This is a genomic window from Alicyclobacillus sp. TC, assembly GCF_016804365.1.
GTDB classification, from domain to species: Bacteria; Bacillota; Bacilli; order Alicyclobacillales; family Alicyclobacillaceae; genus Alicyclobacillus_I; species Alicyclobacillus_I tolerans.
Genome location: NZ_CP044434.1, coordinates 2,153,986 through 2,177,855 on the forward strand (window position 1 = coordinate 2,153,986; position 23,870 = coordinate 2,177,855).

Annotated in this window: 22 protein-coding genes; 7 read left to right on the top strand and 15 right to left on the bottom strand. The window is 45.3% G+C overall.

The features are described 5' to 3' along the window. Positions 1–24 precede the first annotated feature (24 nt). Genes FY534_RS10680 through FY534_RS10690 form a run of 3 tightly spaced genes read right to left on the bottom strand, consistent with a single transcriptional unit; the run spans position 25 to position 2,266 of the window. Entirely contained in the window at positions 25–864 is an 840-nt protein-coding gene (locus FY534_RS10680) for a YihY/virulence factor BrkB family protein (RefSeq protein WP_203114531.1), read from the bottom strand. Continuing rightward, the gene (locus FY534_RS10685; protein WP_203114532.1) at positions 861–1,982 is read right to left on the bottom strand and encodes an RluA family pseudouridine synthase; all 1,122 of its coding nucleotides are present in this window, start codon (positions 1,980–1,982) and stop codon (positions 861–863) included. The genes FY534_RS10680 and FY534_RS10685 overlap by 4 nt, the downstream gene beginning before the upstream one ends. A 53-nt stretch (positions 1,983–2,035) precedes the next feature. Continuing rightward, positions 2,036–2,266 (bottom strand): NifU family protein, encoded by a 231-nt coding sequence (locus FY534_RS10690; protein ID WP_072872827.1) that lies wholly within the window; start codon positions 2,264–2,266, stop codon positions 2,036–2,038. A gap of 220 nt (positions 2,267–2,486) precedes the next feature. Between FY534_RS10690 and FY534_RS10695 the strand changes: the two genes are divergently transcribed. Continuing rightward, positions 2,487–2,681 (top strand): DUF378 domain-containing protein, encoded by a 195-nt coding sequence (locus tag FY534_RS10695; RefSeq protein ID WP_072872826.1) that lies wholly within the window; start codon positions 2,487–2,489, stop codon positions 2,679–2,681. A 55-nt stretch (positions 2,682–2,736) separates the two neighbouring features. Here the strand turns inward: FY534_RS10695 and FY534_RS10700 are convergent, their stop codons facing one another. The 4 genes from FY534_RS10700 to FY534_RS10715 form a co-directional block, all read right to left on the bottom strand. Continuing rightward, a complete protein-coding gene (locus FY534_RS10700; RefSeq protein ID WP_203114533.1) occupies positions 2,737–4,476 on the bottom strand; it encodes a FapA family protein in 1,740 nt (579 codons plus the stop codon). Positions 4,477–4,561: 85 nt separating this feature from the next. Beyond that, positions 4,562–5,122 (bottom strand): GNAT family N-acetyltransferase, encoded by a 561-nt coding sequence (locus FY534_RS10705; RefSeq protein ID WP_203114534.1) that lies wholly within the window; start codon positions 5,120–5,122, stop codon positions 4,562–4,564. 225 nt (positions 5,123–5,347) lie between these two features. Further along, positions 5,348–5,821 (bottom strand): hypothetical protein, encoded by a 474-nt coding sequence (locus FY534_RS10710; protein WP_072872823.1) that lies wholly within the window; start codon positions 5,819–5,821, stop codon positions 5,348–5,350. Positions 5,822–5,936: 115 nt separating this feature from the next. Then, positions 5,937–8,093, bottom strand: coding sequence for an ATP-dependent helicase (locus FY534_RS10715; RefSeq protein ID WP_203114535.1), 2,157 nt, complete (start codon positions 8,091–8,093; stop codon positions 5,937–5,939). A gap of 80 nt (positions 8,094–8,173) precedes the next feature. Here FY534_RS10715 and FY534_RS10720 point away from each other — a divergent pair, with 80 nt between their 5' ends. Both FY534_RS10720 and FY534_RS10725 read left to right on the top strand, forming a co-directional pair. After that, complete coding sequence (locus FY534_RS10720) at positions 8,174–8,701, top strand: DJ-1/PfpI family protein (protein WP_072872821.1); 528 nt, start codon at positions 8,174–8,176, stop codon at positions 8,699–8,701. Next, positions 8,698–9,096 carry a hypothetical protein gene (locus FY534_RS10725; RefSeq protein WP_203114536.1) on the top strand — a complete coding sequence of 133 codons (399 nt, stop codon included), beginning with the start codon at positions 8,698–8,700 and terminating at the stop codon, positions 9,094–9,096. Before FY534_RS10720 ends, FY534_RS10725 begins: the two co-directional genes overlap by 4 nt. A 120-nt stretch (positions 9,097–9,216) precedes the next feature. Here the strand turns inward: FY534_RS10725 and FY534_RS10730 are convergent, their stop codons facing one another. Further along, positions 9,217–10,788, bottom strand: a complete 1,572-nt coding sequence (locus FY534_RS10730) for an acetate--CoA ligase (protein ID WP_238413513.1) — start codon at positions 10,786–10,788, stop codon at positions 9,217–9,219. Between the two features lie 215 nt (positions 10,789–11,003). Between FY534_RS10730 and FY534_RS10735 the strand changes: the two genes are divergently transcribed. Continuing rightward, on the top strand, positions 11,004–11,498 hold the full coding sequence (locus FY534_RS10735) for a L,D-transpeptidase (RefSeq protein ID WP_238413514.1): 495 nt from the start codon (positions 11,004–11,006) through the stop codon (positions 11,496–11,498). A 44-nt stretch (positions 11,499–11,542) separates the two neighbouring features. Here FY534_RS10735 and FY534_RS10740 read toward each other — a convergent pair whose 3' ends face one another. The 5 genes from FY534_RS10740 to FY534_RS10760 form a co-directional block, all read right to left on the bottom strand. After that, positions 11,543–12,754 carry an acyl-CoA dehydrogenase family protein gene (locus tag FY534_RS10740; protein ID WP_203114537.1) on the bottom strand — a complete coding sequence of 404 codons (1,212 nt, stop codon included), beginning with the start codon at positions 12,752–12,754 and terminating at the stop codon, positions 11,543–11,545. Then, on the bottom strand, positions 12,751–14,037 hold the full coding sequence (locus tag FY534_RS10745) for an MFS transporter (protein ID WP_203114538.1): 1,287 nt from the start codon (positions 14,035–14,037) through the stop codon (positions 12,751–12,753). Before FY534_RS10745 ends, FY534_RS10740 begins: the two co-directional genes overlap by 4 nt. Before the next feature lie 88 nt (positions 14,038–14,125). Next, complete coding sequence (locus FY534_RS10750) at positions 14,126–15,637, bottom strand: carboxypeptidase M32 (RefSeq protein ID WP_203114539.1); 1,512 nt, start codon at positions 15,635–15,637, stop codon at positions 14,126–14,128. A 63-nt stretch (positions 15,638–15,700) separates the two neighbouring features. Further along, positions 15,701–16,567 (bottom strand): sulfurtransferase, encoded by an 867-nt coding sequence (locus tag FY534_RS10755; RefSeq protein WP_203114540.1) that lies wholly within the window; start codon positions 16,565–16,567, stop codon positions 15,701–15,703. Positions 16,568–16,594: 27 nt separating this feature from the next. Further along, the gene (locus FY534_RS10760) at positions 16,595–17,383 is read right to left on the bottom strand and encodes an SDR family NAD(P)-dependent oxidoreductase (RefSeq protein WP_203114541.1); all 789 of its coding nucleotides are present in this window, start codon (positions 17,381–17,383) and stop codon (positions 16,595–16,597) included. Positions 17,384–17,477: 94 nt separating this feature from the next. Between FY534_RS10760 and FY534_RS10765 the strand changes: the two genes are divergently transcribed. Together FY534_RS10765 and FY534_RS10770 are read left to right on the top strand one after the other, a co-directional pair. Beyond that, on the top strand, positions 17,478–18,140 hold the full coding sequence (locus FY534_RS10765) for an HAD family hydrolase (RefSeq protein WP_203114542.1): 663 nt from the start codon (positions 17,478–17,480) through the stop codon (positions 18,138–18,140). A 159-nt stretch (positions 18,141–18,299) separates the two neighbouring features. Beyond that, positions 18,300–18,746 carry a hypothetical protein gene (locus FY534_RS10770; RefSeq protein ID WP_072872812.1) on the top strand — a complete coding sequence of 149 codons (447 nt, stop codon included), beginning with the start codon at positions 18,300–18,302 and terminating at the stop codon, positions 18,744–18,746. A gap of 172 nt (positions 18,747–18,918) precedes the next feature. On the opposite strand, the gene FY534_RS10775 is transcribed toward FY534_RS10770, so the two are convergent. After that, complete coding sequence (locus tag FY534_RS10775) at positions 18,919–19,836, bottom strand: hypothetical protein (RefSeq protein WP_203114543.1); 918 nt, start codon at positions 19,834–19,836, stop codon at positions 18,919–18,921. A 254-nt stretch (positions 19,837–20,090) separates the two neighbouring features. On the opposite strand from FY534_RS10775, the gene mnmA reads away from it, so the two are divergent. Then, on the top strand, positions 20,091–21,245 hold the full coding sequence (gene mnmA / locus FY534_RS10780) for a tRNA 2-thiouridine(34) synthase MnmA (protein WP_203114544.1): 1,155 nt from the start codon (positions 20,091–20,093) through the stop codon (positions 21,243–21,245). A 528-nt stretch (positions 21,246–21,773) separates the two neighbouring features. Here mnmA and FY534_RS10785 read toward each other — a convergent pair. Then, complete coding sequence (locus FY534_RS10785) at positions 21,774–23,849, bottom strand: peptidoglycan D,D-transpeptidase FtsI family protein (RefSeq protein WP_203114545.1); 2,076 nt, start codon at positions 23,847–23,849, stop codon at positions 21,774–21,776. Positions 23,850–23,870 lie beyond the last annotated feature (21 nt).

Sequence of the window (23,870 nt, forward strand, 5' to 3'; positions counted from 1 at the left end):
TATCCAATGAAAATGTTGGGTCGTTCACGATTCAAACTGAAGCATCCATTGATGAGATACTGCGGCACCAAACAAAGCGAGCGTGCTTGCCACATACATCCACAAAACAATAATCATTAAAATCGCCAGAGTGCCATATACCATCTCATACCGTACAAAACTCTCTGCATACCAGACAAACATCTGGCGAGCGATATCGAGAAGTACCGTTGCCACAAAGGCGCCAATCAATAACGGACGCAGTGGTGCATTATGGGTAGGTAGCATCCGATACAGAAGCACACAGGTAACAAACAGAACAAACGGAAACAAAAAATTAGTAATCGAAGGATAAGGGAGATGATGAAAGATAGAAATTCTCCAGAAAGCTGAATGGGAAAACGCCGCAGGAAACATGGCAAGCGCAATAGAAGTGACCATCATGACCAAAAGCAATAACGCAAACATGGCAAACCCTACCATACGCCGAGAAAAATAAGAGCGCGGTATCTTCACTTCAAAGATGACGTCAAGTGCCTGTTGAAGTGCAATAAAAGCGCTTGTGGCGCTCCACAGCAGCGAAATCAAGGAAAACAGCGTCACTTTAGCCCCAAGTCCAGCCAAACGTGTAATGTTGTCAGCAATAAATTTTTTCGCATCAGGAAGAGCAGGAAAAAAAGGCCTAACGGATTGAACCAAGGCGTGTTCCACCAAGTCGTTAGGAGCTAGAAAAGAGAGCGAATATAGAATTAACAACAAGAGAGGAAACATGGAGAAAAGTCCATAAAAACAAATCACTGCTGCAAGTGAGGCAATGTCTTTACGCGTCACATCCAACAACAAAGCCCAACAAAATCGTATGGTAACCTGAACTCTTTGTATCATGCCTGTACCTCTGCCCCATTCAGTTCTTTGTAAAGATGATGCAATTTTCTATCGAGTCGATGGTCTCCCACAAGTTCAAGCACAGGTTGCCAAGCTTGCGGCCAATGAGCAGTCAATAAATGAGCCTTCCCAGTATATGGATGGACAAAGGATAAAGCGTGAGCATGCAAAAAAAATGCTTCTTTGGTTGACTCTATTGCAGAATGATGATTCACTTGTCTAGCGGAGGACAACCCAGGCTGCAGAGCACCATACAAGACATCTCCCACAACAGGACAACCCCGCGAAGAAAGATGAACCCTTATCTGATGAGTGCGTCCGGTTTTTAACTGACAAGCAAGCAATGATACTTTCTGCTGACCATAAAAGAGTGGCGAGAAGAGCGTATGATACTCTGTAACTGCTGGCTGGCCGCCTTTAGATACTCGATATCGTCCCGCATGGTGGCGATCCTTTCCTATAGAATCATTCAAGGTTCCATTCAAAGGCGACAGATTTCCTTCCACCAGAGCTACATAAAGCCGACGAATTTTATGTTTTGCCAACTGATGGTCAAGCGATCGCAACATCAGCGCATGCTTGGCGTATAGTACGATGCCACTCGTACCGCGATCGAGCCTATGCACATGATAGACAAATGGACTGCCCAGTTGTATAGAAACTCGTCTATCCAATGTGTCCTCTTCTGGTCGTTCACTATGTATCAGAATACCAGCTGGTTTTTGTACGGCCAGCAAATGAGGATCTTCAAAAAGAATCTCCGCACCAGGTGACTGAGTGGACACACGCTTCAAGTCGAGTTGTTGCAAAGTCGTAGGTGGTGCAAAAGCAGATAAATCTATAACGATTCGGTCGTCTGGATATATTTTGCTTTCAACATGCAAACGATTGGCGTCACGTAAAACGAGTCCTTGAGCATGCAGTCTACCAACGAAACCAGGAGGCAAAAACAACGCTTGTTCGAGCCATACGCGGCTTGTACAAGGCTCATGCAAATCTCGTGCCAAGATTTCTAATTTCTGACCCTTGAGTTCCACTTTCAAGCGTTGCACCTCCTTCCTATCCATAAGATTAAAACGTAACCCATCCGTCAGCAACAGAAAGGCGCGTCGATTCACTGAACGACACGCCCCTGATGCCTGTTATGGTAAAATCTATGTCCAAGCAGTCTTCAACATGCCTCCACATGCTCAACTTCGGGTATTTGCTGGCGGATGGAGCGCTCAACTCCCATTTTCAAGGTCATCATACTGGCCGGGCATCCTACACACGCGCCAAGCAGGGAAACATAGACCGTTTTGGTCAAACTATCATAGGAAACAAACTCCACATCACCGCCATCTTGTTGAATGGCTTCCTTGATGGGAACCAACACTTCCCGAATCCGATTTTCCACATCCATATGCGCTCAACCCTCCTCACTTCGAGGCTCTACAATCTTTTCCCTAGTAGCATACCCCGAATGGCAAAAGGCTGCAACTGCTCCTGCTGATAGCTTTCTGCAGATCAGAACCACGATATGCGAAACTGGCACAGGAAAATTTCCGGTTTTTGCTCAAAAACTGGACACATGGAAAAGTCTCACGGAGCGCATACTCTTTGTCGAAGGGGGTGGAGTTCCCATGAACAAGACAGCATTAGTTCTAGTTATCATTGGGGCACTCAACTGGCTGCTCGTTGGATTGTTTAAATTCGATCTTGTAGCAGCCCTGTTTGGTGGCACTACCGGACTTATCAGTCGTGTGGTTTATGTCATCATTGGGCTGGCTGGCCTCTATTGCATTTCCCTGCTCTTCTCTGATAGGGAAACCGTCTAGACACTCCAGCACTTATCCCCGCTAGCTGCATGCCTTCTGGCAGGCAGCTTTTTTGTTATGAGTCTTTTGTTGCGGGGACTGGCCATACGCATTGGCGCCACTCGTGCTGAACATGATGGGGAAAATCATCGACGATAAAAATTGTGCCTGGGTAAACGAGATCGGCAGATACTTGGCAACCATCCTCTTGACGAAGATGGATACGAGTTATTGACTCGGCGTGTGAACCAATAATTTTGGCAAAGACAGCCAAACCTGCTTCAATGTTGGAACCCAGAATGACGCCCGGCTTACCGAGTGCTTTTACAGTACCGCCAGCCCGCACGCGACATTGGTAAACTCCCTGATGTGTAATATCCACATCCCCCGCAGCACGCAAACCAGATGACTGCGCATAAGCGCACTGTATGGCGGCCAGTTCAGCTGACACTTCCCAGTTTTCTATCACACTCAACCACTTTTCCACTTCAGTACGATGAAGTACCCAACGCTGTATTGTAGTTGATTCCAAATACGCTTGGCGCATCCATTCTCCAGCCCGGCGCAATCTCCCCAGCCAGGGACCGAGATCGAGCGTAGGGTGCGACTCTATAAATTCTTGAAATCGCGTTGGCCAAACCAGTATCTCACGATATTTATCTGCCAAAAGAGAGGCAACAATGCGCGCATGGGAAATTTCTGAACCACGCGTCTTAACTGCTTCTTGCAAGCGTTCAACGGCCGATTGAAAGATTTGCCATTCTTGTAAGAAATCCTGAAGAAAATGGTATAGTTCTTGCAGGCAATGATAGCGCAGACCCGCATACAACTCTGACTGAAAAACTCCACCCGATATTATAATTCCCGCATCTCCAACAATTTTAGCCCGTGATACAATCCCTTGGACAAAAACTTGTCCTGAAGCAGCAATTTCTACACCTTGCTCCACATTGCCACGTACCAAAACATCGCCGTCAAACTGCACATGACCCTGCTTCGCCGTAAGAGATTCATTAAATTCCAACGTGGGAGCCACATCAAGCAAATCAGGACGGTGAATTACACGTCCTCCTCGCACAGAAATGAAAACTCCTTCATCGTTTTCTGCCAGCCCATCTCCAATACGTGGCAATTTGGCAGGAGGCGTATAAGGAGGGATGGCCGTACCATAAACACTGACGCCTGCCTCACCGCTTTCTTCCGGCAGACGTTTGGCTACGGAAATACCTTTTTGTACAGAAAGAATGGGACGCACTGGAACAATTCCATAGAGAGGTTCATGAACGGGCTGAACCAGCATGGTTACTCGCTCCGGCAAACCATCCACCGGCGGAGTACCGGAAGCGCAAACACAACTACCAGATTCACCGGAAGCGAGCAAACTATCAATAGCTTCCCAATCCACACCTTCAACAATTCTCTGTTCAGCAAGCAATTGTCTCACGTCGCTTCGCGTATAGGGCTGCGGCAAAACAGCTTCTTGAATGACATGCAATAGACAGACTGCAGTTGGAGGAGAATCGCCCAAGCGAAAGTGTTGCCCTTTTTGATATTCAATTTCGAGTGTAGCGTGAAGCGTATCTGGAGAGACTTGTATGCGTATCTCCCGATAAGGTTCCACATCAATGACACTGACCTGAATTTCCTGAAAGGCGTGCACCTGTACACGACCCACAACCTCCACACCGTCCACAAGCACATGCAAAGAAGGGTGACGAGCAACAATCAATGTCGGCGGCAAATCTTGTGGCTCGGCGAGTACCCGGATTTGATTATGCTCCACCTGTATGCGCCCTTGTGACAGTGTTTCTGACATCTGTAACGACTCCCTTTTATGTCCCGATCACGCTATTTTCTTTCTCCTCTCTATCAAATTCGACAAAATCCGCACGAATCCTTGCCTAGAGAATGCGTTTTTGGAAAGCAATTGAATGCGGTTCTAAACGAAATACTTCTTGAAAGCCAAGTTGCCTTGTAAAGTTGAGACTCTTTTCGTTATTCTCTTGCACAAAAACCTCAAGTACTTGAATTCCCTGTTCCTTTGCTCTCTTTTCAATACGCGCCATAACCTCGCGACCAATGCCGGATGACTGATACTGAGGCTCTAGCACCATTGCAGAGATATGCATTTTTTCTGCTGGCCCTACCAGATAAGAATAGTAGCCAATCCTTTTCCCGTCCTTTTCAATAATGACTGTTGGTGCCCCAGATTGCAGATAGTGCAGAAAAGTTGATTCTGGAAAAGGTTCACCAAATGCGTTCTGATGAATTCCTCCTAATTGTTCACTGGTCAATTTCACAATATATTCATCATCTTCTGGACGGCGCAGACGATAGGTTAACGCTGTTGGTAAACTGACGGAAGGCGTTTGACCTGTCGTTTGAGCTGTTTTTCTACCCTGCGGACGCTTTTTTTTGCGCACACTCTGTAATCCGGTAGACGTACGGCGTTTCTGTTGCATGCTAGTTCCTCCTCGCTTCGCGGGCTTCATCCAATCTCCACTGGAGACCACTGCCCCTCGCTTCACGGGTCTCCATACAATCTGAATCGAAGACCCAGCCCAACTCACAACAGCCTATGCAAAAACATAGGCGTTGGTCCGTAGAAGAAACATTCAGCATGCAAATCCATGTAAAAAGCTGTTCTCCTGTCCATCCTGCGGATGGCTTTGAGAACAGCTTTGAATTTACGATTTCACGTTTGATTTCTTATTGTTTTTACCTTTGCTCTCCGATTTTCCTCCAGTCGTTTTGGACGACGACTTTTTTTGTTTAGAAGGCGTCGGTGCTATCACATTACCAATATAATTTCCCGCAATGTCCATTTTGTATTTATGGTTGATCTCGATTTTATCGTATTCCTGTTTGGTGGTCCGAAATGTGACTGTCTGCATCTTACTCATCTGCATTCCACGCATAGCTTGAGAGACAGTAACTCGGCCTACCACTTGATAAGATTTCATTTTCATAAATCGCGCCCAACCCTGTTGAGGTCTTTCTTTAGTAATTTTCTTATTGAGAACGAAAACTTCATGTCTTTCTTTCATAGATAGGTATTGCTCATCAAACGCTTTTTGTTTTTTCCTCGTGTAGAGAAATACACCCAGATAAACTGCGACAAAAACCACAAAAAGGATGCCAATGATTATCCAGTAACGCACACTGATTTGCCTCCTGACCGCAAGCCTGTCGGTTCTTCATTATTGTATAAACTTGCGATGGAAATGTATCCGTATTGTACCACGCTCACTGAACAACGGAAACGAGATCGGCCTATTACGCTTTTTTTCGTTCCACAGCAGGCTTGGCGTAACGTTTGGGAAACGTCTTCATTCCAATGCGCGGATGACACATCACAGTTAACAGTTCTTCACCCGTTTTGACATCTTTGCCAATTTCCAAAACAATACCTTCTCCAAACTGTGAGTGAATCACTTTATCTCCCGCTGAATAGGAGTAAATGACATCATTGGTTAATCTTTCACGCTCCACAAGTTGGGCAGGTAACTCGGCCAAAAAACGCGAAGGCTCACGCATGCTGGTCTGTCCAAAAAGAGTACGCTCGCTGCAATACGTTAAATATAACTTGTCTTTAGCTCGCGTTAACCCTACATAACAAAGGTTGCGTTCCTCTTCTATGCCCTGTTCATCATCTAGAGAACGCGCATGAGGAAACAGCGTCTCTTCCATGCCAACCAGGAAAACGACAGGAAACTCCAAGCCTTTACTCGCATGCAAAGTCATCAGTCGAACACTGTCCCGCTCCTTGCCTTTATCTTTATCCACATCACTCAGCAGAGAGACTTCCGCCAAAAACTCAGCCACTGAACCACCCCTACGCCGATCAAAGGATTGGCTGACGGTCAGAAGTTCATCAATATTTTCAAGGCGCTGCTGGTCTTCTGTTTTGTTGCTCTCCGCATACATCTTGCGATAGCCTGTCCCATGAAGAACTTCGGCCAGAAATTCTGTCACACTCATGCCTTCCATCCATAGTCTAAGCTCTTCGAGTGTCTGATAGAACTGTTCAGCGGCTAATGCCGTTTTTTCTGTCAAACCTGCTTCCCGTCCAGAGGCAAGTGCCTCATACAAAGTTTTATTTTCAGCATGCGCATAGTCTAACAGTTTTCCCAGCGTACCATCACCGAGTCCACGTCTTGGTACATTGGCGATTCGCAACAAGGAAATTTCATCTTTGGGATTGACAAGAACACGTAGATAGGCAAAGACATCTTTAATTTCTCGACGATCGTAAAAAGTCAATCCTCCTACTATGGTATAAGGTATGGCTTGACTCATCAAAGCTTCTTCAATAGCCCGTGACTGAGCATTGGCACGATATAGTACAGCACAATCACCAGGGTGTCCGCCGGATTGCAGGTGCGCTTGAATGGTGTCAGCCACATATCGCGCTTCTGCTTCGCTGTCTGTTAACTCGGCCACACGAATGGGCCAACCTCCTTCACGAACGGCTCGCAGGTTTTTTTCCTTCCGGCGTTTGTTCTGGGCAATCAAGGCATTGGCCGCATGGAGAATAGTTTCAGTAGAACGATAATTGCGTTCTAATAAGATAACCTTCGCTTCTGGAAAATCCTTCTCAAAACGCAGCATGTTTTCGATATCTGCTCCACGCCACGCATAAATCGCTTGGTCAGAATCACCAACAGCACAAAGATTACGATATTGATCAGCCAACATCCGGACAAGAAGATATTGGGCACGGTTGGTGTCCTGGTATTCATCAATATGCAGATAGCGGAATTTTTCTTGATAATATTGAAGAACATCGGAATGATCGCGAAAAAGTTTGACCGTCAAACCTATTAAATCATCAAAATCCATACTTGAAGCGGCAAAAAGACGATCTTGATAAACGGGATAAATTTGTGATGCTACCGCCTCTGTCAAATTTTTGGCTGATCTCGATTTGGACAATTGTGCTTCTGTCACCAATTCATTCTTCCAACGCGAGATGACAAAATGGACTGCGGCTGGATCGAATTTTTTCGGATCGTAATGCGCATCCAGTAACGACTGAGCAATTAATGCTCGTTGGTCATCACTGTCGAGAATTGTAAAATTCAAATCATAGCCCAGTCTGTCAGCATGGCGACGAAGAATTTTTACACATATTGAATGGAAAGTCCCCATCCACAGATCGCGCGCAGCATCTCCAACCAGTTTCTGCACGCGTGTCTGCATTTCGCGAGCCGCTTTATTGGTAAACGTGATCGCCAAAATTTGATGAGGGTTAGCCAAGTGTTGGGCAAGTAAATACGCTATGCGGCGTGTGAGCACACTCGTCTTGCCACTACCTGCCCCAGCCACTACAAGCACTGGTCCCTCTGTTGTTTGAACGGCTGTACGCTGCTCATCATTGAGTCCGCCAAGCAGTTCCTCAACGCGCACGGGTATTGATGTTTTGTCTTTCATAGAGAAACAGCAACTCCTGCATGACTTTTTTTCCTGCTGCGTGTACGATGCAGATGAAGAAGAAAGCGAGGTGTACACAAATGAAAGCAGCATTGTTGGCATTTGAAGGTTGTTCTCTCTGGCAGATGGGTCAAGTCAACCAGAGTTTAACAGACGCGGGCATCGTCATTCGCACCCTAACTCCGGGAGGAAATAAAATTCGTCTGGATGGGCAGCAATGGTTGCTTGCTGATAGCGCACTGGAACCATCAGCCGCATTTGATTATACCATCGTTCTAGTACCAGGCGGGCGATATACGCCAACAGTTGCTGAAAATCCTCACGCCATCCGTTTTTTGCGCCAAGCAGACAGTCATCACGCCTGGATATTAGCTACAGGCCAAGGCGTTGGTTTATTAGCTACGGCTGGTTTGCTTGGCGGTCTACAGGTGGCTATTGACGACGAATGTGAACAACTCTATTCCTATCGACTGCAAAATGTGCAAAAATCAAATCAAGTACTGGCTGTCCACGGAAATATTTTGAGCGCCCACGCGCATGCTGGAGCCAGTATGGCCAGTTGGTTTTACAGGCACGTTCTTTTAAACGACTATTTAAAGAAAGGATGAGAAGACTGGCAAGAAAAAATTGGATTTGGATTATTTTATTGGCAGGTTTTCTAATCATCTATAAGTTGCATAGCACTCCGAGTGCAGAAATACCTGCACATGATAGCGACGGTTCATCTATTCGCATTCCCGTCAAAACGCAAAACGTGACAACCCAAAATGAGACTTGGACACTGACGCGAAACAGCGCTGGAGCAGCTTTTGTCAGCGTGTATAACCATCAGCGACTGGTACAGATTTTCCCAAGCTCTGGGCATCCCGAGCACCGACATCAGGATCTGGTATTTGCCACGCATGGAAATATCACCTTGAGTGGCGTTCTGTATCAAGCAGAACAGATTGTTGTCGATCCGGCAAATCAATCAGGATTTATCATTCTCAAAAAGGTTAATTAGGGCCTGCTGAACGGGTCGTGCATCAGCTGGATTGGGCAGAGTGACAGTCTGGAACAACAATGCGAGAAATAGCGTTAAGAAACCGTTCAGTAGACCCCAACAAAAAGCAGAACCTAAGAACTAGGTCCTGCTCCAAGAGGAATTTTTTTGTTCTTTGTTGCGCAATTCGATACGCCGGATTTTCCCACTGGTTGTCTTCGGCAAATCTCTAACAAATTCAATTTTTCGGGGATACTTGTAGGGTGCTGTCAGTTGCTTTACATGATTTTGTAATTCCTCGACTAACTTCTCACCCAGAAATTCATCTTCCGGATTGCGCAAAACGACAAAAGCCTTGACAATATGGCCACGCTCTTCATCTGGACTGGCAACTACTGCACATTCTGCTACTTTGGGATGCTTGACTAAAGCGTCTTCAACTTCAAAGGGCCCTATGGTATATCCCGCAGATATGATGATGTCATCTGAACGGCCTTCAAACCAAAGATATCCCTCTGAGTCTTGACGACCTTTATCCCCGGTAATATACCATTCTCCTCGAAATGCCGCCTGGGTCCGTTCTGGATCATTTAAATAGCCACGGAAAAGTGCCGGAAATGACTTGTGCACAGCAATATGCCCTACTTCTCCTACAGGTAGCGGCTGACCTTCCTCATTGACTATGGCAATACGCATTCCAGGAAAAGGTTTGCCCATGGAGCCGGCACGAACTTCCATATCTTTGAGCGTACCCACCAAAAGACTATTCTCCGTTTGACCGTAACCATCTCGAACTAAAACTGAAAATTCTCTCTGAAATGTATCAATAACCTCACGATTTAGAGGTTCTCCTGCAGAACAGGCTGATCTTAACTTTAACTGGAACCTTTGCAAACCATTCACTTTGGCCATCAAACGATATTCTGTAGGTGTCGCACAAAGTAAAGTGATTCCGTAATCATTCAGCAATTGCAAATAAGTTTCGGGTTGAAAACGCCCGGTATAGACAAACCCTGTGGCGCCATTGCCAAGCACCGAAACAAATGGGCTCCACACCCATTTAGCCCATCCAGGACCAGCTGTAGCCCAGGCTAAATCTTCAGGTTTCGCATCAAACCAGTATGTTCCTGCTATTTTTAGATGTTCTCGAGGCCAACTGTATACGTGCTGAACTCCTTTAGGACCACCTGTCGTACCACTGGTATAGGAAAGAAAAGCCAATGCTTCATCATCCATAGGTTGAACCAGTGGATGATGAGCAACTCCTTGCACAATGTCATCTAACGATTTCCAACCCTCATGCGCCACTCCAGCCACAAAGCGATATTTGACCGGTTGTTGCTCAAGCGCCTTTTCAACCTCAGAAAGCAGTCCTTCATCCGCAATGACAGCTTCTACACCAGCATGTTGGAGTCGATAGACTATATCATGAGAACGCAACATTTCCGAGCCTGGCAATATGGTGGCACCGATTCGCAATAAAGCTAAATAGACAGTGTATGGCAAAATACCACGTGGCAATAGTACAAGTACTCGTGAACCCATATGCAAACCCTGCAGTTGTAACGCTCTAGCCAGTTGAGAACTGTGCGCAGTCAACTCGGCATACGTAAGATGGCTTTCCTTTCTATTTTCGTCCACACAAATCAAGGCCAGCTTATCACCAGCTAATTGGGCAATTTCATCAATTTTCTCGGCAAAATTATATGTCACATAACCATCTCCAAAGGAATGATTTTCTATGACTATGTATTCAATCTATCTCATTTAACGCTACACGGAAAAGAAAATTTGGTCAATATTGAATAGTAGAAAATTTTTATGGGGCATTTATGTATGAGACGTTGAAGGAAAAACAAACTAATCCAGTAACATGTGCAGATTCGATGCGATTTGCGACAATTTCAAATGAATGGCAGGAGTTCTTCATGAAAAACTATCGATACGTTTATCGCTCTATTCAAACTGGCGCTTTTTTTTCTGTCGTCTTAGGATTGATGTTGCCAAACATCACTTCTGCTAAGGCCAGCCCATCAACTTCCTCCTACCGGCTTGAAGTTTCTCTTTCTTCACAACATGTGCTCGTCTATCAGGGAGATCGGCTGCTGGCCGACATGTTAGCGTCAACAGGCAGTCCGCATGAAAAAACACCTCTTGGACACTTTCACATTCAAGCAGAACGCGGGGTGTGGTTTTACTCACCTTTATACCATGAGGGAGCAAAATACTGGATTTCCTTTAAAAATCACGGAGAATTTCTGTTTCACAGTATACCCATGGATATCCACCAACAAATTTTAAAATCAGAGGCACAAAAATTAGGTCAACCAGCTTCACACGGCTGCGTGCGTCTCTCCCTGAAAGACGCTCAATGGCTGTATACACATATTCCTAATGGAACGGACGTATACATTCACCCCTAGCTTTCGTCTATATTGACATGCCTTTTTGACCCATCTGATCACACTTAGAATAAGGGTAATCTTGAATCACTGTTGCGAGTTTTCTGTATTTCGTTTACAGCTGCTTCGGAAAGCATACGCAAAACCACATCATCCATAGGCGGATTATGCAATCCCGCGCGCACATCACGATAAAACCGTTCTAAAGGATAAGAACGAGAAAGACTTTGTGCTCCCACTACACGCATAGCGAGATCGACCACATCCATCGCAGCTTGGACAGCAATCGTCTTGACCGCACCAAGAGCAGGCCTCAATGTAGGACGATCCGATTTACTCGCTCTATCCCACCTTCTCGCCATGTCGTACATCAACGTTCGAGCGCTTAACAATTTCATTTCCATCTGTCCCAATTTTTCTTGGATATGCGGGACATGCGCAATGGGGTGGGCTAGACTATTAGGTTGATACTCCGCAGCATAGCGGACAGCAAAATCTCTAGCAGCCATTGCAATACCAAGATAACAAGCAGGAATATGCAACATCCAACCGCCACCATCACGATTGCGCGGTGATTTTTCTCCCGGCTTTAAGCGTGCAACCAAATAACGATGGGGAACAAAAATGTTTTCCATGACAATATCATGGCTTCCTGTTGCTCTCATACCCATCATATTCCATGTTTCTACAATTTGGACTTGATTGCCGGTAATGAGAAATTCGCCGACATCTTCAGAATCTTCAATACCAGCTGTGACTAGAATCCAATGTAATTCAGGAGAAAGTGTGCTAAACGTTTTTCGGCCAGTCAATAGAAATCCATCTTCCACTTGCCTGGCAGTTGTTAGCGGTCGTCCGCCGCGGCTTGGACTTCCTGTGGCAGGTTCCGTTGCGCAGGAGTTCATGAGCCAGCCGTGTTGAACAGCGGTTGTAGCAACTTCCGCAAACACTTCTTCTGGTAATGCGTCGGTTGCTGATAAATTCAGGAACAATCCCATATGCCAACCAATCGCAAGTGCGGTAGACCCATCGCCCTGAGCTAATTCTTCTTGATGAGCCAGCAATTCATATAATGATAAACCGAGACCACCATACATTTCTGGAACTGTCCAACCCACATAACCCGCCTGTCGCAGTGCTGCAATATTTTCGCGGGGAAATGATGAATCTGTATCGTGAAGTGCTGCCCGATTTGAGAACTGCTGCGACAAATCACGAATGATTTTGAAACGCTTTAACGCCTTTTCATCATCCAAAAACCAATGAAGTTGACTCATACTCCCACCTCATTTTGGAATGCTTGCCTTCTTTCTCGAATAAACAGACTGCCTATCACGCCAAGCAAGGTAAAACCTGTGGGCACCAAAAAGGCAACCGCATATGCCGTATGGATACCTTGGCGAAGGTGAGCATCATACAGTGCGCCAAACAGTACCGGTAAAAGAACTGCTGATAAAAAGCCTCCCGTATTGGCAAATCCAGAAGTCACACCAGCACGCTCTGCAGGAGTCTGATCTCGAATCACGGCAAACGTCAGCAAACTACCTCCCGATCCCAATCCGAGTACAAACATAAGCATATAGGCAATCAGTACGGGTGGTTGCCCAGCAAAAAGCGGAACAGACAGCCAAGAGAGACAAATGAACACTTGCAGGACAATATAGGTACCACGGCGCGAACCGATACGGTCAGTCAGCGTACCCGCAAGCGGGCCACCGATCAAGGCACCTACAAAGGCTGTCAAAGTAAACGTTGTGGCTAAAGAGCGGTTAACTGCATACGTATGTTCAAAATAAGGAACAGCCCAAAGCCCCACAAAACCGATATACGTTCCAACCGCTGAAAAATGGCAAAAAAACGTAGCCCAAGCATTTCTGTCATGAATCACAGTAGATAAAATGCTTCGGATGGGAACAGGTTTAATTTTAAACTGCACTGGATGATCCGATAGGACAGACACCCTATCCAAGCTTGGCCTTTTTTTCCGAATCACTGCAAAATCAAATACGGCCGTGATAACGAGCAAAATTCCAAGAAGAGCAAAAGGTTCACGCCAACCAGCAACTGTCGTCCAGGCGGCAAACGGAATCGTGGTCAACAATGCTCCCACATTTCCTGCTGTGGACACAATACCAAGTAAAGCGCCAAATTGAGACGGGAGAAAATAGCCTCCGATGATCAATACAATATTCACCCAAATGAGCGCATCACCTAAGCCAACGATAGCTCTACCGACTAGAAGCATGGCAAACTGGTGGCTATCCGCAAAACAAAGCGTTCCTATGCCGTCTAAACAAACGCCGGCTGCCAGAAGCTTCTCAGGGCCAAGTTTGTCTCCAGAAAGCCCAACTGGAATCTGCAAAATCATATAAAGCAAATATTGCACGCTGGTCATTGTGCCTAATACAGCGCCACTTACGTGGAAAGTATGCTGCAAAGTGGTCGACACAACACCCGGTCCTGTCCGTTGCATAAAAGCCAATAGATAAGACATACAGAGAAGTAGCCCTATCCAAAATGTTTTCCCCAACATAGTCTGAATTCGAGCTTGCCAGGGCATGTTCTTTCACCTCTCTCGGCAAGTCAAACGGCGCCCCGGAATATCTTCCGGATCGCCGTCGCCTGTTCTCCCAGCTCTTTTTCTCTTCTTAGACTTGATATATATCGCTCATTTTTTGTTGCAAGTAACGAATGAGATAATCTGCAGACAGCGGTTTCCCTGTAGCCTGCTCGATCAATTCGCTTGGCAAAAGCACTTTTCCGTGACTATGCACTCGAGTTGAAAACCATTTTAAGACTTGCGAGAAATCCCCTTCTGACCACTGTTCTTCAATATCAGGAATTTCTTTGTAAAGAGTCTCTCGAAACTGAGCTGCGTATAGATTGCCAAGCGAATAAGTGGGAAAATATCCAAAGTCTCCCCCTGACCAATGTACATCCTGCAAAACGCCCAACGCGTCGTTTGGCGTCTCAAGTCCCAGATAATCGCGAACCTTCTCATTCCAGAGTCGAGGCAAATCACCAACTTCACACGTTTCTTCAAAAAGTGCGCGTTCAATTTCATAACGAATCATAATGTGTAAATTGTAAGTCAATTCATCTGCCTCAATACGAATGAGTGATGGCTCAACATGGTTCGCTGCTTGATATAGAGTCTCCAGATGGACATCAGCAAACAATCCAGCAAATGCTGTTTGAAAGTCTCCATAAATCGCCTGCAGAAAAGACCGGGATCGACCCAACATGTTTTCCCAGAAACGAGATTGAGATTCATGAATACCCATAGAAGCTCCATGACAAAGCGGTGTACCAATCAGTTCAGCACTGACGTGCTGTTCGTAAAGAGCGTGGCCGCCTTCGTGTAAGGTGCTGTACATAGCATTCAATACGTCATCGAGAACAAACTTGGTGGTTACGCGCACATCATAATGATTGAGGGATTCCTCAAAAGGGTGAGCGGTCTCATCCAAACGTCCAGCCTGAAAATCATATCCAATTCGTTCCAAAAGTTTTTCACTAAAATGACGTTGCTGATGAATCGGCGCTTCCCGACGCAACGAAACAGGGAATTTAGGAAAACCTTTCTCACCGATCCGTTGTACCAAATCAACGGTAGCCTCCCGCAGTTGTTTAAAAATCGGATCTATTTTTGCTACTGTCAGTCCTGGCTCATATAAATTGAGCAAAGTGTCGTAAGGATGATTTTGAATCCCCCAATATTGAATAAATTCTCGCTTAAAAGCGATGATTTTTTCCAAATAAGGCTTTAAAATACTAAAATTCGCCTGTTTTTTAGCCTCTTCCCATACAGATTGCGATTTAGCAACAAGCATGACATACGCTTGGTGCCGTTCGGGAGGGATTTTTTTGCTGCGCTCATACGTTTCACGCACCACGCGAAGCAGAGCGCGATCGACCTGAGACAGTTCCGCTTCCGCACTGGTCAGTTCATTCAGATAACGGCCCATATTTTCACTGGTTAACATGGCGAAAATCTTTGCCGACAGTGTTCCGAGCGCTTCCGCACGCAATTCATGTCCTTTTTTGGGCGCTCCAGTACGTAAATCCCATTCCATCAACCGTGTAGCTTCCTCGTAATGTCCAATTTCTCGCAGTTCACTTCGAAACTTTTGCAGTAAACTCTGCAAATCCTGATTCATATAGAAAATTCCTCCTCACCTGGTCTGTAGAGCATTTTCCCTATGAGATATCACTGTCAAAAATCATGGCAAGATGTACTTGTTTTCATCCTTTTCTCCTGTAGCTACCAGAGCATTGTGATGACTGATGTAATCGCTCCAACTTCCCGGATAGAGGCGAATCTGGCGAAGCCCAGCCCGACGCAAAGCAAATATCAACGAGCAGGCCGTTACTCCAGACCCGCAATAAGCAATAACTGGCGTATCTTCAGACAGTTGCAGAGAGGCAACAATTTCTTTTGCTTCTTGCGGCGACTTCCATGTCCCATCGCTATGAAGGAAATACGTCCAAGGTAAATTTTTGGCCGTTGGTATATGTCCGGCCACAGCATCAATAGGCTCGGATTCACCACGAAAACGAACCGCGTCACGAGCATCCAGCAACTGAAACAACCCATTGCCTGCTTCTGCAAGGGAAGCAACTTCCTCATAATCGACAGTCCAACCTTGCATCGGCATAGCTGTAAAAGTTTGGCGCGTCTTCTGCTCTTCTCCTTGTCGAAGCGGGTACCCAGCCCTCAACCAAGCATCTATTCCGCCATCTAGCAAAAACACATGCTGATGTCCAAGATAAGTCAATAACCACCATGCACGAGCCGCCATACCCTGATTATCATCATAAACCACAATAAGACAGTCCTGATGAATTCCCTTCTCTGCAAAACAGGCAACTAAATCGTCTATTTCAGGCAAGGGGTGACGTCCACCCGGACGAGCTGCTGGCTTCGACAATTCCTTTTCCAAATCAATATATACTGCGCCAGGAATATGACCCTTTTGATACATTTCCAAACCCGCTTCTGGTTTCCCCAGTCGAAACCGCGCATCAAGCACAACGATATCTTCTTGTTGCTGCATAGCAGCATGCAATTGTTCTACAGAAATGAGCAATCCTAGCACATCCTTTGCAGACCGAGACTATTCCTGAACGGGATGTCTGGCTACCTTCCCTGCACCCGCTTGATCGGTCGGTTTGACCACAATCATATCAATATTGACATGTTGTGGCCGAGTAGCGGCATAAACCACACAATCGGCAATATCAGAGGCCGTCAGAGGCTGCATACCTGCATAGACCGCATCTGCCTTGCTTTTATCACCGTGATAGCGAACAACAGAAAATTCCGTTTCGACCATGCCTGGATCAATCGTACTGACACGAATCGGTTGACCCAGCAATTCTTGACGCAAAGCGTCTGTTATAGCTCGAACAGCAAATTTGCTCCCGCAGTACACAGAGCCTCCTGCATAGGCCTCATGTCCAGCAATTGAGCCAATATTGATGATATGTCCACTAGTGCTTGTCTGGATATGCGGTAAAATCAATCTTGTCATTCGCAATAAACCCATAACATTGGTTTCCAACATCTCTTGCCAATCCGTTTCATCTGTCACTTCAGCCACATGCGCAGTGCCTCGAGCCAAACCAGCATTGTTAACCAATATATTTACTTGTTGGAAATGCCCAACGACACCCTTGACAAACGCCTCAGCACTCTCCCGCCTTGTCACATCCAATTCAGCTATGTATACTTCAGTCTTCCATCGCTCTGCGATTTGCTGAGCCACTTGCTCAAGACGTTCTTTGCGTCGCGCACCTAACGCCAAACGAAAGCCAGCTTCCGCCATACCATAGGCAATAGCTTCACCGATTCCTGAACTTGCTCCAGTAATGACAGCAACGCGATTTTGTCCCTGAAATCCCATAAACAAAACCTCCCCTCTCTATTGTAAACCAAACTCAGCCCATGCCAAGTGTTCAAGAATTCACCGTTTTCTTTCATACTGGTATACTCATATCATGAAACCTTGGACTGATTACAGTACCCTTATTTTTGATCTTGACGGAACATTATTGTCATCTGCTTCCTTCATCCTGCCAATTTACAAAAAAATTATTGCCCAATATGGCGACAAAGCGCCGGATGACCTAACCATGACGCGCACATTCGGGTTGCCCGATGAGCAAATCTGGGAAGTATTGATGCCCAACTCAACTGGGCAAATTCGCAAGCAGGCTGAGACAGACTGCGGAAAAGAGGTAGCTTTTACCCTGTCTCATTGCGATATTCTTTTTCCTGAAACAAGGTTTACTTTAGAAGCCCTAAAACAAGCAGGTTATACTTTGACCACAGCTAGTAATTGCGGTTGTGATTACTTAGACGCTGTTCTGTCAACCCAACACCTTGATACGTTATTTACGCTTCCACTTTGCCTAGAAAGCGTTCACGGTAAACGAAAAGCGGATATTTTGCGTGCACACTGCAAAGTATTCGATATAGAGAGTATGGTGATGATAGGTGATCGACAGAGCGACGTTGAGGCTGCGAAAGAAATTGGAATTCCTTGTATAGGTTGCGCATTTGGATTCGGACATGATGACGAATTGACAAACGCAGACGCAATTATCACGAATTTGTCACAATTGCTCACCTTATTCAAGGTTCAGAATGAACGGTCCTAACGTAACTTAGATGACGCGACTTTGTAACATTTCGCAAAGTCAAAACGTCTAACAAAGTAGAGAAATAAAAATGAGAAAAACCGCCTTGACCATAACGAAGCCATTGGACTTGAGCGGGAATCCAACTGAGCTAAGAGCAGTTTGGAGAGGGGTGTCTGTATGACCAACAAAATCCTTCACTGGTATCGAATGATTGGGCAGGAACGTCCTGTCGATTCGTCACAAGAAAAAAATCGTTCCATTATTACTTATGTAGAAGCTTCTTCTCCAAAACGAGTGATTCGAGAATATGGTGGCCTTCATCGTATTTTAAGTTATGCGGGTGAGATGATTGTTGTTGATTATCCGCAACACCCAAATCACTTGGAGATCCTAGAAAAAAACTGGCATCCCCCCACTTTAAAATCAATGATTCGGCAAGTCGATCCGATGACACTAGAAAGATATATCCCCGCCATTCGTTATCTATGTACTTGTGGACGGATGCATATATCTGAACATCCGTACCCTTCTGTATGGTGTACTTGCGGACAGCGGGCTTATCCAGTGGAACCTAAATCTCCAGAAAACATTTTACCTAGCCAGGACAGCCATTTGACTCATTAATCAGCTATTGAAAATTGCGAAGGGACGGGCAGAGGTTCAATCTCTGCCCGGACTGTATCCCTCTGCATACCATACGCAGGCACAACACCACTCTGCCACTCAATAATTGCCAAAGTGGAGTCTTCATTCATCTATTTGAAACACTTTTTGCTTTTTCTGCTTACTCTATCATCTAACGCTGTTTCTCCCACATCGATGGCGGCAACTTGCCCACCGACTCCAACAGGAGAGAGTATAAATCTTTTTGTAGAGCCTCTTCCAAAGAGATATCTAATAATTTACATATATCTTTCAATTGATAAGATTCTTTTCGCAATGTACGCATGGCTTTTTCCCACTGTTGTAAATGAGGCCCATGATAGTCAACCAGAACTTCCCATTTCTGAGGATCGATTTGCATGCAACATTCCATCATGTCACTGACCACTTCAACAGTCGCCCCTTGCGCTCCCCTTTCAAAGAGTCGCTGACGAAAGACATGTTTGATGAGCGCTTCTTCAGAAAATTCAAAGAGAAAGGGCGGCATGATATAGCCCACAGGCAATTTGGCACGCGCCGCCTGCATTTGTTCAACCCGATCCGTTTTAGCCAATTGAATTACACGACGAATGCGATCCAGTTCTTCCGCATACTCTTCTTCATTCCTCGCCTCTACAGGCAATTCAAAACCCCAGGGCACATTAGCTCGCTGCCCACCAGCAATCCGAGTAGGTCGACCGACCGTATAAGTAACCAGATGATCGTAAACCGGTTTGCCAATACCAATAAACAGAAAGAGTATGGTTTCTCCTCGAATCGGTTCGTAGGAATGTCCAGCAGATACCATGCTTTTCAAAAACCGTTCTGTATTCGCCATATCTTTATATTTGCCAAGATATAGGCTTGCCTTGAAAGCTGATGAAAGTCGTTGTTCATCAGTAGCCCTTAGAGCTATCACTCGTCCATGTTGAACCACATTCCATCCTTCGTCGACATAACACAGGTTAATAAATTTTTCGATCCCGTCCATATGTTCATCAATAGGTACGACATCTTGTAAAAATTTTAATCTTGGATGTTCCAAGATAACTTGGCGATTGATTTGAAACATTTGATTCTCCCCAATCCTGTTTGAACACTCGCTGCAGCGGAAATTAACAGTATAATCATCTTGAGTTTCGACAAAAAGAACGCGTATCCTCCAGTTCCCTCTGAAGGAAAAGTTCATATCGAAAACAGTTTACCTCTTCTTGACCGCATAGATAAAATTGCGCAAACTACTAAGGTACGAGCGCTTGAATGGCAAAAACCGTAAGATGGTTCTGCATATAAAAAGCTCAAGCCAAGAAATAAGGAGGGAACAACATGCACAAGGCTTCCTCTCCAAAAAGAATTGTTGTAGGCATGTCAGGCGGAGTGGATTCTTCAGTGGCTGCATGGCTTCTGAAACAAGCAGGACATGAAGTGATTGGAGTCTTTATGAAAAATTGGGACGATACAGACGCGGAAGGACGTTGTACTGCAACAGAAGACTTTGAAGATGTGGCCAAAGTTTGCGAAATCATTGGCATCCCTTATTACGGTGTCAATTTTGAAAAAGAATATGAACAACGCGTCTTTCAATATTTTCTTCAAGAGTATCAACAGGGAAGAACGCCTAACCCAGACGTTCTTTGTAATCGTGAAATTAAATTCAAAGAATTGTTGGATGTTGCCCTTGAACTTGGTGCAGATGGACTCGCGACTGGTCACTATGCCCGTATGGAACTACAAGATCAAGAAGCCATCCTGTTGCGAGCGGCGGATGACCAAAAAGACCAAACCTATTTTTTGCACTTACTCAGTCAGGAAGCTTTAAAAAAAGCTGTTTTCCCAATTGGTCATTTGCCTAAACCAGAAGTACGTAAAATTGCCGCCGAAGCAAAATTACCGACAGCAAAGAAAAAAGACAGTACGGGTATTTGCTTCATTGGCGAAAAAAACTTTAAACAATTTCTACAACAGTATTTACCAGCTAAGCCTGGAGAAATTATAGATGCAGACGGACATGTATTAGGAACACACGATGGCTTGATGTACTATACTCTCGGCCAACGTCATGGATTAAACATCGGTGGTAAACGTGAAGGTAATGGTGAACCGTGGTTTGTGGTGGACAAAATTTTATCTACCAACCAGCTTGTGGTTGCTCAAGGATTGAACAACCCCTTGCTCTACAGCACTTCATTACAAACCCGTGAAATTCATTTTATTGCTGGTCATCCACCTGCTGAGACTTTTCGCTGTACAGCCAAATTTCGCTATCGCCAGCCTGATCAACAAGTTACTGTCTATATGCACGCTAAAGGTGCGCACGTCCTCTTTGATACACCCCAAAGAGCTATTACTCCCGGACAATCGGTTGTACTCTACAATGGAGAAGTTTGCCTCGGTGGTGGTATCATTGAGTCGTTCGAACCATACGTCAAGTCATTCTCTCCGCACGTCGTCCGCCCGTTAGCTGCTGATATGGCTCTATAATCTGTTGATATTGTCAAACAAAAAAGGTTGCCCTTAGGGACAAGCCAAGCTCTGCCATCTGTGACTAATTGTAAATGCACAGAGCGATTTGACTTTTTCCGTGAGGGACAACCTTTTTTGCTGACTTCTTACTACCAAGTTGCATCAGCATCCCTTTCCCATTTGTCGAGACAAGAAGAACATACTTGGCGATAATTTACTTCCCGCTCTTCTTGCTCCATTTCCGACCCGCAAAATGCGCATTGTGAATGATTGTATTCCATCTGAATTCCTCTCTTCCCCAGGCTTGTATTCATCGAAATTCGCAAATATTTCAAAATTCACAGATATTGAATGCGAACGCGATTTCAGCCTTTTTTCTCGATTCTCTAAGGAATCGTTTCTTAACATTATATTAGAAATTTTCAATTAATTCAATCTTCTTTTGCTCAAAAGTTACCCATTTCTTCATAGGCAGCCTCTTATAGAATAGAAAGTCGCAGAAACCTGCTCATATGCAGGCTTCTGCAGCCTTCCTAATAAGACAGATTAGGGCATAACACCCTTTTCTGGTTGTTGAGCAGCAAAAGTTGAGCTCCAATTGGCCGGAAATTGGGGATTAATCCATTGACTTTTAGGGAAAAACTCGTGATGCAATTGAAAATACGCATTAAATAAACGATGAGCTATATGTGAAGCAGTGGTTGTACTCGCTCCACCACCTGGCACCATGACAGCAATAGCAATTTGTGGATGGTTATAAGGCGCAAAAGCAATGGTCACGGAGTCGTCCACATTGCGCCCGTTTTCAGAGATCTGAGCAGTTCCTGTCTTACCAGCAGCGTGATATGGAGATCCAGCAAATCCACCCTGGTAAAGTAATCCCATAGGATTATTGGCCATCAAATACATACCTTGCAACGCAGCCTGCATATACGTTGGATTAATGTTAAGCCGTGCCTCCACTTTAGGCTTAAAAGTGTATATCGGTTTACTGCCAGGACTGCCAGGCGCTTCGTCCGCTGGATAAATGGCTTGAAGAACATGCGGCTGAAGTTTTACTCCGCGATCGGCCAAAGTCATCACATATTGGGCCATTTCGATAGGCGTAAATTCTTGTGACTGGCCTATGGCTGCAAACGCTAAATCAGGTACTGCCCCCCAGTTATCATAATAGCCTTTCTTCTTTAAAGAAGCTTCTGCTTGCTTTAAGTCATAAGGAACTTCCAGATAGTTCTGCTGCGTGTCTTCTTCCCAGAACATACCAGGTACTTCTCCCGGCAAATCAATGCCGGTCATGGCGCCAAGACCAAACCGATATTCCCAGCCAAACAGTGTATTCAGGGCTTTGACAAAACGAGTTTTTACCCACTGATTGTAGGATTCTCCATTGGGGTAACCGGTATTGTTATTCCATCCCCCCAGCCATAATCCAAGCTGGTAGAAAAACGTGTCATCGGAAAGTTCAATAGCCTGCGTCACATTAACCGGTCCAAATCCAGGAAGATACCAGTTGTGAAAAATGCGGTTACCAATTTGCAAGAAACCGTGATCGTACACTATCGTATTCGGTGTAATTGTTCCCGACTGCATACCTGCAATCGCGTTTGCCGGTTTGACAGTAGAGCCAGGATATTCAGGGCTTTGAATCACATTGTTAATCAACGCATCAGATTTTTCTAAGTAAGTAGCGTGTTTTAAATAATTACCATTCAAAAACCAATTGGGGTTGTAATAAGGATAACTAACCATAGCTTCCACCCCGCCTGTTTTGACATTCAAAACAACAGCGGAAGCTTCTGAAATCTCATATTTAAGTGGTGAATTTTGAATATAATTGGCCACAATTTCTTGGGCCAACGCCTGATAGGTAGAATCAATTGTTAACTGCAAATTGTCTCCCGACTGTGCTGGTGGCTGCATGCCAATTGACTTTATAGGCACACCTGCACTGTTGACCAGGTCTTCCTCTTCTCCTACATGTCCCTGCAGATAGGACTCATACTGCGCTTCCACGCCCGTTTCACCAACAATTTGTGAATCAAGATACCCCAGTTTGTTATAGTAAGATTCAGAACTGGAGGTAATCGGTCCGACATATCCAAGGATATGCGCTGCCAAATCGCCATAAGGATAATAGCGAATTGGATCGACCTCAACACGCACTCCCGGCAGTTCGCTTCGATGCTCATAAATGTAAGATACAGCAGCTTCAGAAAGATTTCGTTTAATGAGCACTTGAGTAGCAAGCGGGCTCGTTTTCATGGCCGTCAATACTGCTTTCGGACTTTCACCCAACCAAGGCGCCAACTTGTCTGCCATATTCTGAAGATTTTCTGAAACATTGGGCAAGCGAGTTAGATAGGCATCATATACTGGCTTGTCCTCAGCGAGCACAGTTCCGTTACTGCTATATATAAATCCGCGAGGTGGTAAAACCGGGTAAGAAACCACCTGAACATTCGTTGATTCTCCGCGAAACTGCGAACCTTCCTTGACTTGCACATAGCCTAGGCGCAATAAAAGTCCCGCCAGAGCAAGAGTGGTTATACCGGATACGACCCACAGGCGATTAGCAGGATTGTGTCTTTTCACGCGTTTGCCTCGATTCTTTCGTTTCAGCATGACAATCCTCCCTGTGTAAAT